Annotated in this window: 11 protein-coding genes and 3 pseudogenes; 13 read left to right on the top strand and 1 reads right to left on the bottom strand. The window is 46.3% G+C overall.

All coding sequences use genetic code 11. The features are described from left to right. Nucleotides 1–22: 22 nt before the first annotated feature. From MKY59_RS16435 to MKY59_RS16380, 12 genes and pseudogenes are all read left to right on the top strand, one after another. Nucleotides 23–1,699 carry an ABC transporter substrate-binding protein gene (locus MKY59_RS16435; RefSeq protein ID WP_339272395.1) on the top strand — a complete coding sequence of 559 codons (1,677 nt, stop codon included), beginning with the start codon at nucleotides 23–25 and terminating at the stop codon, nucleotides 1,697–1,699. Between the two features lie 137 nt (nucleotides 1,700–1,836). Next, nucleotides 1,837–2,778 carry an ABC transporter permease subunit gene (locus tag MKY59_RS16430; RefSeq protein WP_339278414.1) on the top strand — a complete coding sequence of 314 codons (942 nt, stop codon included), beginning with the start codon at nucleotides 1,837–1,839 and terminating at the stop codon, nucleotides 2,776–2,778. A 15-nt stretch (nucleotides 2,779–2,793) separates the two neighbouring features. Continuing rightward, a complete protein-coding gene (locus tag MKY59_RS16425) occupies nucleotides 2,794–3,714 on the top strand; it encodes a carbohydrate ABC transporter permease (protein WP_236412656.1) in 921 nt (306 codons plus the stop codon). A 44-nt stretch (nucleotides 3,715–3,758) separates the two neighbouring features. Then, nucleotides 3,759–4,136 (top strand): annotated as a pseudogene (locus MKY59_RS16420) (glycosyl hydrolase); the annotation flags it as partial. After that, a pseudogene (locus tag MKY59_RS16415) lies at nucleotides 4,122–4,526 on the top strand (carbohydrate-binding protein); the annotation flags it as partial. The pseudogenes MKY59_RS16420 and MKY59_RS16415, both read left to right, overlap by 15 nt. A 24-nt stretch (nucleotides 4,527–4,550) precedes the next feature. Further along, a pseudogene (locus MKY59_RS16410) lies at nucleotides 4,551–5,432 on the top strand (glycoside hydrolase family 30 beta sandwich domain-containing protein); the annotation flags it as partial. A gap of 207 nt (nucleotides 5,433–5,639) precedes the next feature. After that, a complete protein-coding gene (locus MKY59_RS16405; protein ID WP_339272393.1) occupies nucleotides 5,640–6,350 on the top strand; it encodes a FadR/GntR family transcriptional regulator in 711 nt (236 codons plus the stop codon). Between the two features lie 274 nt (nucleotides 6,351–6,624). Further along, nucleotides 6,625–7,971: an MFS transporter gene (locus tag MKY59_RS16400; protein WP_236412660.1), complete on the top strand. Its 1,347-nt coding sequence runs from the start codon at nucleotides 6,625–6,627 to the stop codon at nucleotides 7,969–7,971. 117 nt (nucleotides 7,972–8,088) lie between these two features. Beyond that, a complete protein-coding gene (locus MKY59_RS16395) occupies nucleotides 8,089–8,922 on the top strand; it encodes a transketolase (RefSeq protein ID WP_236412662.1) in 834 nt (277 codons plus the stop codon). Beyond that, nucleotides 8,922–9,884 carry a transketolase C-terminal domain-containing protein gene (locus tag MKY59_RS16390; protein ID WP_339272389.1) on the top strand — a complete coding sequence of 321 codons (963 nt, stop codon included), beginning with the start codon at nucleotides 8,922–8,924 and terminating at the stop codon, nucleotides 9,882–9,884. Before MKY59_RS16395 ends, MKY59_RS16390 begins: the two co-directional genes overlap by 1 nt. 67 nt (nucleotides 9,885–9,951) lie before the next feature. Next, nucleotides 9,952–10,710, top strand: a complete 759-nt coding sequence (locus MKY59_RS16385) for an SDR family NAD(P)-dependent oxidoreductase (RefSeq protein ID WP_236412664.1) — start codon at nucleotides 9,952–9,954, stop codon at nucleotides 10,708–10,710. A 213-nt stretch (nucleotides 10,711–10,923) separates the two neighbouring features. Next, entirely contained in the window at nucleotides 10,924–11,496 is a 573-nt protein-coding gene (locus MKY59_RS16380; RefSeq protein WP_339272387.1) for a DUF6609 family protein, read from the top strand. Nucleotides 11,497–11,691: 195 nt separating this feature from the next. Here the strand turns inward: MKY59_RS16380 and MKY59_RS16375 are convergent, their stop codons facing one another. Beyond that, nucleotides 11,692–12,237, bottom strand: a complete 546-nt coding sequence (locus MKY59_RS16375) for a TetR/AcrR family transcriptional regulator (RefSeq protein ID WP_339272385.1) — start codon at nucleotides 12,235–12,237, stop codon at nucleotides 11,692–11,694. Between the two features lie 193 nt (nucleotides 12,238–12,430). Between MKY59_RS16375 and MKY59_RS16370 the strand changes: the two genes are divergently transcribed. Continuing rightward, nucleotides 12,431–13,600, top strand: a complete 1,170-nt coding sequence (locus MKY59_RS16370; RefSeq protein ID WP_339272383.1) for an MFS transporter — start codon at nucleotides 12,431–12,433, stop codon at nucleotides 13,598–13,600. Nucleotides 13,601–13,606 lie beyond the last annotated feature (6 nt).

Here is a 13,606-nt window from a genome sequence, read left to right as displayed (position 1 = left end):
ATACCATTGGAGGGATTGATTCATGTTGAAACCGACTTTGAAAAAGGCAGGCTTGGCTGCAGCGCTGATCGCCCTGCTGGCAGGATGCAGCGCGAACCATTCAACCCCAGCGCCTGCAGCTGCAGGTGAAGAGGATAACAGTCCGGTTACATTCTCCTATTACCTGTTCTCTTCGGGCAAGAAGGACACCTTGGCAAGTGAAACAACGATTGGCAAGGCCTTGCAGGAACAGACGGGCGTGGACTGGAAAATGGAATACCTGGTTGGGGACAGCGCGACCAAGGCCGGCGTCATGATTGCGAGCGGAGACTACCCGGATGTCATCAGCTCCAGCGGAGAGATGTCGAAGCTGCTGGATGCCGGAGCTTACATTCCGCTGGATGATCTGATTGAGGAGTACGGACCGAATATCAAGAAGGTGTATGGACCGTACTTTGACAAAATGAGAAACGCGGAAGACGGAAAAATCTACGCGCTGCCGTATACAGCCAATCAGGGAGAATACTCGGGCAGCCCCAATATAGGCGGGGGAGCTTTCTGGATTCAGCGTTCTGTGCTTAAGGAGTTTGACTATCCGAAGATAACTACGCTGGACGAATACTTCGACCTGATCGAGGACTACAAGGAGAAACATCCTACGGTTGACGGAGCGGAAACGATCGGTTTTGTATCCCTTGCGGGCGTAGCCAACAACTTTTTCACCCTGCAAAATCCGGCCATGCACCTCGCTGGATATCCGAATGACGGCAGCGTTATGGTCGATATGAAGACCCATGAAGCCAAGGTGGTTGCCGGAACCGATGAGCAGAAACGGTGGATCAAGAAGCTGAACGAAATTAACGCCAAAGGCATGCTTGATCCGGAGTCCTTCACGATGAACAAGGACCAATATCTGGCCAAACTGACTTCGGGTCGTGTTCTCGGATATTTTAACTATGGCTGGCAGATCGGGGATGCCTCCAAAAACCTGCTTGCAGCAGGCATTGATGAGAAGCGTTATGCACCTCTTCCGATTGTCTTTGACAAGAGCATCAAGGATCAGTACATTGATCCTCCCGGCTTTGTAAACAACTATGCAACCGGAATTTCGGTTAATGCCAAAGACCCGGTACGTATCATCAAGTATTTTGACAATTTGCTGAAAGAAGAGAATCAGATTTTGGTACAGTGGGGCATCAAGGATGAAACCTACAGCGTGGATGAAAAAGGCCGCTACTATTATGCGAACGATGATCAACGGAAAATGCATGATGATCTGGAGTTGAGCCGCAAATTCGGCTTTACGTATTTCGGTACAGACTGGCCGCGCTATGGAGGAGAATCCACCCTCTCTGATGGAAACGCATACAGTCCGGGGAATCAGCCTGAAGTAGTCGCGGCAACATACACCGAAGGAGATAAGAAATTCCTAGAAGCCTACGGCATCCAGAGCTTTAGTGAACTATTCAACAAGCCGGAAGAGCGTCCGTGGTTCCCAGCATGGTCCATTGCACTGGAGCAGGGCTCACCGGAACAGATTTTTACAACGAAATCGGATGATTTGCAGCGTAAATATTTGCCCGAGATGATCCTGGGTACACCAGCGAACTTCGACAATCTGTGGAATGCCTACATGACCGAATTGAACAAGCTGGACAAAGCAGGCTACGAGAAAACCATCACCGAGATTGTCCAAAACCGGATTGCAGGCAAATGGTAAATTGATGGTCAAAACAAACTGTTACGTGCGCTGGAGAAGACGTTGACTACCTGTTAACCAGGCTTTTCCGCGCATGAATAACAGCATGGGAAAGGAGCATCTGCATCGTGGAGAAACCGAATGCATCTCTTCAAGCTATGCCGCCGGCTTCCGGCCCGAAGGGAACCATAGCAACCTCTTTTTGGAAACGACTTGTGCAGCAACGAACGCTGGCCTGGATGTGTATTCCTTTTGTCGTCTGGGCGTTTGTCTTCAAGTATTTGCCATTATGGGGCTGGACGATGGCTTTCCAGAACTTCAAGCCGGCCAGAGCATTTACGGATCAGCAGTGGGTGGGATGGAAACATTTTCAGACCCTCTTTGAGGATCATACCTTCTATCGGGTGCTGCGAAATACGCTTGTCATGAGTTCGATCAAACTGGTGCTTGGGTTTGTTACCGCAATTACGCTGGCGCTTTTGTTAAATGAGCTGAAGAATATCATTTTTAAACGTTTTGTGCAAACGGTCAGCTATCTGCCTCACTTTATTTCCTGGGTTGTCGCTTCGAGCATCGTCCTGACCGTATTGTCACCAGACGGCATTATCAATCTGCTGCTCATGAAGCTTCACCTGATCGACAGTCCGGTGTTGTGGATGGGGAAAGGGGAGTATTTCTGGGGCATACTGGGCGCTACCGAGGTGTGGAAAGACGTTGGCTGGAACACCATCATCTATCTGGCGGCAATCACGGCGATTGATCCTGCCCAGTATGAGGCTGCGGAGATTGACGGAGCCAGCCGGTTCAAACGCATGCTGTATATTACGCTGCCAGGCTTGAAGCCGGTTATCGTTATTTTGCTCATTATGAATATGGGCAGCATCCTGGAATCCGGATTTGAACCTCAATACTTGCTGGGCAACGGAATGAATATGGATTATTCAGAAAACCTGGATATCTTTGTACTGAAGTATGGTCTCGGAATGGGGAACTTCTCCTTGGGTACAGCGGCAGGTATTTTCAAGACCGTGGTCAGCTTCATCTTCCTCTTCACCGCCAACTACATTGCGAAAAAAATGGGAGAAAGCAGATTATTCTAAGAGGAGGCCTAGACCATGCCAAAAGCAAAATCATCCCGCTTGCGGAACAGCAGCGCCGGGGACCGGGCGTTTGATGCATTTAATATCATATTTATGGTCTGTTTGATGATTGTCACGATCTACCCTTTTCTCAATATGATAGCCGTTTCCCTCAATGACGCCAACGACGCCATTCGCGGGGGGATCTATCTGTGGCCCCGTGTGTGGACACTGGATAATTACAAATATATCTTTGGGGAATCCGACATCTACCATGCCACGCTGATCTCGGCGCTTCGTACGATCATCGGGACGATCGTGTCCGTTTTCTGTACCGCCATGCTTGCCTATACGCTCAGTCGGCAGGAATTTGTGCTTCGCAAGTTTGTGACCATGTTCTTTGTATTTACGATGTACTTCAGCGGAGGGCTGATTCCAGGGTATCTGTTGATTCGTGATCTCGGGCTGATTGGCTCCTTCTGGGTCTATATCATTCCCGGAGTGATTGGAGTGTTCAACATGATCGTGATCCGCTCGTTTATCGAAGGGTTGCCTGAGGGCATTCTCGAGTCAGCCCGCATTGACGGGGCAGGGGAGTTTACGACATTCATCCGTGTTGTCCTTCCCTTAACCATTCCGGCAATGGCAACGGTATCACTCTTTGTGGCTGTAGGTCAGTGGAATTCCTGGTTCGACGTATTTCTGTACAATTCATCCAACAAGGAACTCAGCACCCTGCAATATGAATTAATGAAGATTTTGCAGACATCGACGACTGCGGCAACCTCATCGGCAAGTGATGCATACCAGTCGGCCGAGAACAGCGGGGTTGCTGTTACGCCGACTTCCATTCGGGCCACCATGACCATCATAGCCAGCGTTCCGATTCTGATGGTGTACCCGTTCCTCCAGAAATACTTCGTACAGGGGATGACGATTGGAGGTGTGAAGGGGTAAGCATTGAATTCGTACAAATCATGAACGTCGGGAGATGAGAATGCGTGAATACTTTCATGAAAAAATCGTTCTGTACCGTACTGGCTGTGGCGACAGCTTTGCCCTTGTTTTTTGTGCCCGCGGCTTCCAGAGTGATGGCAGCTAACGATGTCGTCATTAATGTCTCTTCGCAAAAACAGGTTATTCGTGGTTTTGGCGGAATGACACATTCGGGCTGGATTGGTGATCTGACCGCAGCAGAAAGAGAAACGGCTTTTGGCAATGGTGCGAATCAGCTGGGCTTCTCTGTGCTGCGTATCCCGATCGACGAAAACAAAAACAATTGGCAGCGGGAAGTGGAAACGGCCAAAAAAGCGATTGAACACGGGGCGATTGTATTCGCCTCTCCATGGAATCCGCCGAGTGACATGACGGAAACCTTCACGCTTGGCATGACTTCGGGCAACGGTTCGACGTATGAAGCCGAATCAACGACAACGTTGACCGGAGCAGCGGTAGCGAATTCATTTTCAGGCTATACGGGAACGGGTTATGTTCATTTTCAAAATGCGAGCGGCTCGGCTGTTCTGTGGAATACAATCCTGATTGGCAGCACAGGCACCAAAAACGTAAAGATTCGTTATTCGCTTCCGTCAGGGACGAGTAATCTGGATGTATATGTGAACGGTACATTAGAACTTAGCAATGTTCCTTTTGAAGCCACGGGCAGTGGGGATACGTGGAAGGAAAAATCGATTCAGGTTCCGATGGTCAATGGAACGAGTACCTTAAAGCTGGTGTCCACGGGAACAGGTGGACCGAACATCGACAATATCAATGTGACGGCTTATGTTCAGGACACACAGGCCAAACGGCTCAAATACGACAAGTATGATGCCTACTCACAGTATTTGAATGAGTTCGATACGTTTATGAAAAATAACGGCGTGAACCTGTATGCCATTTCCGTCCAGAACGAGCCGGATTACGCCCATGACTGGACCTGGTGGTCTCCGGAGGAGATGCTGCGATTCATGAAAGAAAATGCAGGCTCGATCAACAACAGGGTCATTGCGCCGGAGTCCTTCTCCTATGTGAAACAAATGTCGGATCCGATTTTAAATGATCCACAAGCGCTCGCCAATCTCGATATTCTCGGAGCACATACGTATGGCACACAATACAGTGATTTTCCATATCCATTGTACGAGCAAAAGGGTGCAGGCAAGGAGCTATGGATGACCGAAGTCTACTATCCAAACAGCGAAACCGACTCGGCAGATCGCTGGCCGGAGGCGTTGGGTGTTGCGGAGCACATGTATAACGCCATGGTTGAAGGGAACTTCCAGGCTTATGTATGGTGGTACATTCGCAGACATTATGGTCCGATCAAGGAAGACGGAACCATTAGCAAACGCGGCTACAGTATGGCTCATTACTCCAAATTCATCCGTCCTGGAGACGTCAGGGTAGATGCAACCAAAAATCCGGCGAACGGCGTGTATGTCTCGGCGTACAAGGGAGACAACAACAAGATCGTCATTGTCGCTATTAACAAAAATACATCGGACGTGAATCAGCGATTCAAGGTGAAAAATGTAAAGGGATCCGCCGTATCCTCCTGGATCACGGATAGCACGCGCAATCTGGCGGCAGGCTCCTCACTCCAGATATCCGGCAATGGATTTACGGCAAACCTTCCAGCCCAGAGCGTAACGACATTTGTCATTCAGCCTTAATAATCATATGGAGTGAATGCACTTGAACAAGCTGCCTACAGGCAGCTTGTTTGGCTTTTATGGTATAGCGGAGTACTCAGGGCTTCACGATACGATATGTTATTCTGCACATTTGTCTTACATTATGTTGTCTAACAAGACTCTAATTTATATAATATTTATGGATATAGTGCAAGTAGATTGAGCAAGTAGAGCTGAAAGAGGGAGATGATTACAATACAATTCAATCGCGTATCCAGCAACAAACTGTACATTCAGATTTATGATCAGATTCTTTCCGAGATACAATCCGGTACGTTTCAAATCGGAGACAAGCTTCCAACGGAACGTGAATTGTGTGCGCAATTTGGAGTAAGCCGTGCTCCTATAAGACAAGCACTGAGTGCATTGGAGATGAAAGGGTACATTTATTCCAGACAAGGTGAAGGTGTCTACGTCAAAAGCATTGTCGCACAGGATGAGTCGCTTACCGACGAATCGTTAATAAACTCGGTGTCTCCAGAGGACATTGTCGAAGCGAGAATGAGCATTGAACCGCTCATTGCCAGAATGGCGGCTCAAAGGGCTACCAAAGAAGAAATCCTTCTTCTTCGAGAAACGATCAAACAGATGGAGTCCGAAACTTCGAAAGGACACTATGTGCCTGAAACCGATGAACGATTGCATATGGAAATTGCTCGAGCTTCGCACAATGATCTATATATTCAGTTTATGACTGTGATTACCCAAGCAATGAAACAGCAGGAAATGTGGAGATTTATTCGGGATCGGACAGTAACCCGTCCGGACTATAGAGACACTAATTTTAAAGAGCACCAGGAAATCATTAATGCTATTGAGCAAAAAGAAGAGGATACCGCTGTCAGGCTGATGACGGAGCATATGCAAAATCTTTATGATCGTTATTGGAAAGATTAACAAAAATCCCTATGCATAAGGTAAAGGCATAGGGATTTTTGTTATGCTTATTCTTTAAAAATTTTATAATCAGTTATTGACAATTAAAAATGAACTTGTTATATTCTAGACAAGTTAACTTAGGATACAAGTTTACAAGATTACAAATCAATTGGAGGTGAAGCAAATTAACTATTGGAAACTCTGCAATGGAAGATATGGTATCCATTTTCGAACCAAATTGTAAGCGTTTAAATCAAAAATGGATTCGTATTAATTAATGGGAGGATTTTCTATGGATCTACTTCAGCTTGAGAAATCTACAGTTCGTAAAGTAACGATGCGATTGATCCCTTTTTTGTTTTTATGTTTCGCAATTTCGATTCTGGACCGGGTAAACATCGGCTTTGCTGCCTTGCGAATGAATGAAGAACTCGGTTTTTCCGAGGCGGTGTACGGTTTCGGTGCAGGAATTTTCTTTCTGGGGTACTTCTTGTTGGAGGTTCCAGGCAGCGCGATGATGTCCAAGATTGGTGCAAGGCGCTGGATCAGCCGGATCATGATTACATGGGGAATCATGGCGGTCGTCATGGCGTTCATTCAGACCCCGATCCAGTTTTATATCGTTCGCTTCTTGCTCGGCGTTGCTGAAGCCAGCTTTTATCCGTGTATGGTTCATTATCTTAGTGGATTCTATCAATCCAAACATCACGCGAAAGCCATTGCCGGTTTCATGATCGCCATTCCGGCCGCAAACGCAATCGGTTCCCCGTTATCGACGTTTCTTTTGCAGATTGAATGGTTTGGACTTTCCGGTTGGCAGTGGCTATTTATTTTGGAAGCGGTTCCGGCAGTGATTCTGGGCATCATTTGCTATTACTACCTGACGGATCGCATTGAAGACGCCAAGTGGCTGACCGGTGATGAGAAAACTTGGCTGCTGGATGTGACCCGCAAAGAGGCGCTGGAGAAGCAAAAAGTGAAAAAACCGACGTTTCTTGAAGTGTTGCGGGACAAAGATGTTCTTGTTTTGGCGATCGGCTACTTCTTCTGGATGTTCGGATATTACGGCATTAATATGTTCCTGCCAACCATTTCAAGAGGACTAACCGAAACGACCGGATGGAGTCTGCAAAGCATCGGCTGGTTGCTAGGCTGCATGTATCTTTGTGCCATGGTTGTCATGTATTTGGTGGGAAAAAGCTCGGACAAAAAGAATGAGCGAAAGTTTCACGTTGCCGGCTGCCTGACGATAAGTGCCATTGCAATGATAGCCAGCTTGTACGTGTCGGAATTCAGCCTAGTCGGTTCGTTTGCACTTCTAACGGTTAGCCTTTGCGGAGCATTCGGCGCATACTCTCCGTTCTGGGCAATCCCGCCATCTTTCCTAACGGGAGCAGCCGCTGGCGGAGCGATCGCTTTGATCAACAGTATCGGAAACCTTGGCGGGTTTTTCGGCCCATACTTCGTTGGATTTGTGAATGACATGACAGGCAGTCATAATCTCGGTTTGACTGTGCTGGGGATCAGCATGATTGTAAGCGCTGCAATTATCATCTTCTTGGTGAAGCAAACGGGCAAAAGCCATAAAATCCATTCAGGAACATCGTTGGATCGTGCAAGCTCGAGTAAGGTCGGCTAATGTTTTTAAAAAATGAGTATAAGAAAGGATCTAAATACTCGTTTTTTTTACAATAACTTAGGATACAAGTATACAACATGACAAATCGGTATATAATCATAAAATGAGGTGAGCACAATGACAAAATTTAAGGTCGACGAGCTTAAACAAAAAGCAATCGAACTGAGACAAACTGCACTTACGATGATTTACGAGGCTCAATCCGGGCATCCGGGCGGATCGTTGTCTGCTGCGGATATCGTAACCGCGCTGTATTTCAACGAAATGAATATTGACCCACTGAATCCGAAATGGGAGGACCGTGATCGTTTTGTATTATCGAAAGGGCATGTGTGTCCAATCCAGTATGCTGCCTTGCTTCATCGAGGGTTCGTTCCCTTCGAAAACGTGCATACGCTTCGTAAGTATGGATCGCCGTTCCAGGGACATCCCGATATGAAAAAATGTCCAGGAATTGATATTTCGACAGGTTCTTTAGGTCAAGGCCTCTCCTGCGCGGTAGGCATGGCGATCGCGGGCAAAAGGGACGGCAAATCATACCGGGTGTTCGCGATGCTCGGCGACGGGGAGTGTCAGGAAGGGCAGATCTGGGAAGCGGCGCAAACGGCGAACAAATATCAGTTGGATAACCTGATCGTTTTTGTGGACGACAACAATCTTCAAATCGACGGAACTTGCGACGAGATTATGCCGAACTTGGATCTGGAGCAAAAATTTAAAGCATTTGGTTTCGATACGAGAAGAATCGACGGACATGACATGGGACTGATCGTAGATACGTTGGACGAAATAAGGGATCTCAAGCATGGGAAACCGATTTGCATCGTCTGCAACACGGTCAAAGGAAGAGGCGTTTCGTTCATGGAGGACGTATGCGGCTGGCATGGCGCCGCCCCGAAGGAAGCCGAGTATAAGCAAGCCATGGAAGAACTTGCGGGAGGGCTAAAATGATGAGTACACCAAAAAGTGAAGCAACCGTTAAGAAAATTGCGACTCGTGACGCATTTGGACATGAAATTTTGGAACTTGGCAAACAGAACAAAAATATTTACGTTGTGGACATCGACATCGGCAAATCGTGCAAAACGACGGAGTTTGCCAACCAACTTCCGAATCAGCATATTAACGTTGGGATTGCCGAGCAAAATGCGGCAGGCCTTGCAGCCGGGCTGGCGACCACCGGCAAAATTCCTTTTATTAGTACGTATGCGGTGTTTGGTTCGCTGCGCATGGCGGAACAGATTCGACAAGAGGTATGCTATCCACACTTGAATGTAAAAATCGCCTGCTCCCATGGCGGTTTGACCCCAGCCAACGACGGAGGAAGCCATCAAGCGATTGAGGACATGGGCGTCCTTCGCACCATACCGAACATGACGGTTATTATGGGCGCGGACTATGCTTCCACCCGCAAGTTGGTTGCTAAGGCCGCGGAACACTATGGACCGGTTTACCTCCGTTTTACGCGTGATACCATTCCGGTCATCTACGGCGAGGACGATGAATTCGAGATCGGAAAAGCAAAAAGACTGAAAGACGGAAATGATGTCGCCATCATTGCAAACGGCGATACGGTCCATTTGGCTTTGGAAGCATCGGAAATTCTCGAACAATCCGGCGTGTCCGTAAAATTGCTTGACATGCATACAATTAAACCGCTTGATCGCGAAGCCGTGGTGGACTGCTTGCGTACCGGACGGATTATTACGGTGGAAGACCACAACATTCTAAACGGGCTAGGCAGCGCCGTGAGCGAAGTGGTCGCCGAGGAAGGAGGCGCCATCGTCCGCAGAATCGGTGTACAGGATAAGTTTGGGGAGTCTGCTCCTTATGAGAAGCTTCTTGAAATGAACGGGATTACGGTGGAGAACATTGTGCACACGGCGCAATCCCTGGTGAAAAACAACCGTTAAGCGACCCATGCCGGATCCATCGAACCCAGCGGGTTTGAATCATAAAATTAAAAGGAGTGTTAGTTTCATGTTTGAATTGAATAACAGAGTAGCAATCGTCACAGGAAGCGGTTCAAAACGGGGAATCGGTCGCACGATCGCTTTGACATTGGCCAAGCAAGGCGCGAAGCTGGTCATCGCGGATATCAATCAAGAAGGAATTCAGGAGACGGTGGACGCAATCCGTGCCCAAGGCGGGGAAGCCATCGGCATCGAACTGAATGTAACCAGCGAGGAATCGAACCGGGCCATGGTGGAGCAAGTAATCCGGCATTTCGGTAGAATTGACATTCTAGTGAACAATGCGGGAATTTCCCAAAAAACAACCGTTGAAGAAATGACGCTGGAAGACATCACTCGCGTATTCAACGTAAACATGTTCGGCTTGTTCCTGTGCACCCAGGCGGTGCTGGGGCAGATGAAAAAACAGGGATATGGCCGGATCATCAGCTTGTCGTCCGTATCCGCGAAACGTGGCGGCGGCGTCTTCGGTGGGGCCCATTACTCGGCTTCGAAGGCAGCGGTGCTTGGATTCTCTAAAAACCTCGCCCGCGAGGTGGCTGCGAACGGCATTACGGTGAACTGCATCGCACCAGGGCTTGTGAATACCGACATTTGGAAATCGCTTGATGAGGATACGGCGAAAGAAGTCATCGCAAGCATTCCAATGGGACGTCCGGGAGAAACCGAAGAAATTGCGTCGGCCATCGCTTTCCTGGCCTCAAGTCAGGCGTCCTATATTACAGGAGAGGAAATCGATATTAACGGTGGCTCGCATATGGATTGAAAGACTGGCTTATGATATACAAGGTTTTAAGATGGCTTAAGGAAGTTTAAAGTAGGGGAAACAATAGCACAGTAAAAGCAAAAAAGCAGCCGATCGATGTGGTCGGCTGCTTTTGTTCAAGGAACTGGCAGGAACGTTGAGCACCCACGCAGAATAACTTGAATTGAGCCTATGCTCCAAACAGCTCCACTATATCTTTTCCAGGAGGCGGGGATGCTTCAAAAACTAGGATATGATCGTGAAGTTCCATTGCAATTTAACCAGAAACGAGTCTGTGGTTTGTGGCTGACCATCATCGGAACCGTCATCATTGTATCAACGTTATTTGGAGGAGAATACTATTTAAATCCTTTCATTTTTATGACCGGATTCTTTATTGGTTTCTATATTTCATTTTTAAATTCGAGTGTCCATCGAAGATTATCTCAGGGGCCAAGCGCATCTTTTCAGGATCGGGTGGGGAATATTGGGGTCATCGCTCTTTTTGTTCTCATATTTTTGATCGCAGGTCCGTTTTTTCCAAGCCTGGATTGGCGGATGATCTGGCTCGGGGCACTTCTTGCAACGGGAATTCATTTCTTTATATTTTATTACGTTCACGGAAAGTCCATGATTATCCTTGGAACGGTTTGTACAATAGTTGCTATAGTTGGGATGCTGTTTCAGCCCGTACCCTTCCTTTATTTCGGAATTCTTGATGGAGCTACCAAACTAGGAGTTGGACTATATCTATTGTTTTATTCCAAGCCTTCGGTTAGTGTGGAGCACAAATCCCTGGGAGCATAATTAAAGCCTAACTATAAAGTGAATGCGTAAATGAAGAATGATGTTGCTAATGGGAAAAGACAGTTGATAACGTACATCAGGAGCAGGCCCTAAAGTGGCCTGCTCTTCTTTCGTCTTGCGAATCCGACCTGGCAACATCACTAATCTGGAGGTTTAATTTCTTAATAGCTGTATGACAAATGGACCAGCAATGTTCTATAGGCTTCTCTCCAATAAGGTTCCAACTTGTTTGGCCATGATTTGCGGGGGATACGGCATTTCATTTCGAATCCACCATTCAATGATTCCTACATAAGCGGTACCCGCATATTGCAACATAACATCTTCAATTAAATCCACATTTTTTCCGCTTTCTCGATCAATCTCTCCTTTGAATCCTTCCATAACATAATTTTGAAGCCGAGTTCTAAAAGAAGGGGCTCCTTTACTCGCTAACATGGTCGAAAAAAATAAATAGTTTTTCTCAAAGTACTCAAAAAAAGGTACAAGCCCATTGCTCCAATCCAGCTTACATGCCCAATCATCCATCTCGCTTAGTTCATTCATATGTGACTCGATCAGTTTATCCAACAAATCATATTTGTCCTGATAATGAAGGTAAATAGTTCCGCGGTTAAGGTCAGCCTGATCTGCAATATCCTGAATAGTAATATCATCGAAGTTTTTTTCCCTCATTAATTCAATAACAGCTTTTTTCAAGGCTTCCTGCGTTTTAGCAATTCTCCGATCCATCTTTACCATCCTATATTTCACCAAACTTTCTTAGATAATTAACATTTTTGATTGCTGTGTTGAGATATCAACAGACTTCGTTATTTTAACCATTGAATGTATCTTTCTTACCCATATAATAATAGACATGAGTTGATTAAACAACCTTCTTTGTTAAATCATCTGCTGCGCAAAAACTGCTGAAGATAGGAGTTGCTTATTATTGGCTAACAGAAATAAATGGTTGATTCTAATATTGACCATAGGTGTTTTCGGCATCTTAAATACGGAAATGGGGATCGTAGGGATATTACCTTTAATTGCGGACCATTTTCATATCAGTATCTCCAAAGCAGGGTTGCTAGTGAGTCTCTTTGCACTTGCTGTTGCCATATCTGGGCCCATCATGCCGTTATTGTTTTCGGGCATCAATCGCAAGAAGGTAATGTTACTTGTATTAGGCGTTTTCGTTCTGGGCAACATGGTCTCCATATTTGCATCAAACTTTACCATTTTATTAATTGCTCGTGTGATCCCAGCCTTTTTACATCCCGTTTATGTCTCAATCGCTTTGACAGCGGCAGCAGCCTCTGTTAGCAAGGAAGAGGCTCCAAAAGCCACTTCTAAAGTATTTATGGGAGTAACGGGAGGGATGGTACTTGGTGCACCTGTCTCTAGTTTGATTGCTAATACAACTTCGCTTGATATGGCAATGTTATTCTTCACTATTGTGAATGCTATAGCATTCATGGCTATATTGCTATTCGTACCATCTATGCCTGTTCAGGAAAGACTCTCTTATGGATCTCAATTAACTGTATTAACAAAACCAATGACTTGGCTGTCCATTGCTGCGGTCATTTTTATAAATGCAGCGATGTATGGAGTCAGTAGTTACCTTGCCGAGTATCTTGAAACCATTACCAATGTACCCGGGGAAACGATTAGTTTCATGTTATTCCTATTCGGTGGGGCAAGTATAATAGGAAACATCGTCGCCGGGAAGCTGCTTACTAAAAATGCCATAAAATCTGTCGCCTCTTTTCCATTCGTATTAGGGGGCGTTTACATCTTGTTGTTCTTAATGGGACAGTTCACTGTACCTATGGCATTCATTGTTTTGATTTTTGGAATCGTAGTGGCTATAGGAAATAATATCAGTCAGTACTGGATGTCGTCTGCAGCTCCGGAAGCCCCTGAATTCTCGAATGGACTGTTTCTGGTGTCCGGTAACTTGGGGGTAACAACCGGTACATCGTTAGGTGGACTGGTTATATCAGGATTGGGTACGCAGTACGTCGTATTAGGCGGATTCCTATTCTTAATATTGAGTTTAGTATTTATTTTAATGAGAAATTACAAGTATAGTTCCATAAATCAATTTTCTAGATAGGAATTT

It is taken from the genome of Paenibacillus sp. FSL W8-0426 (assembly GCF_037969725.1).
GTDB classification, from domain to species: Bacteria; Bacillota; Bacilli; order Paenibacillales; family Paenibacillaceae; genus Paenibacillus; species Paenibacillus hubeiensis.
Note: the sequence above shows the minus strand (reverse complement) of the source record. Positions and strands in the feature narration are given on the sequence as shown.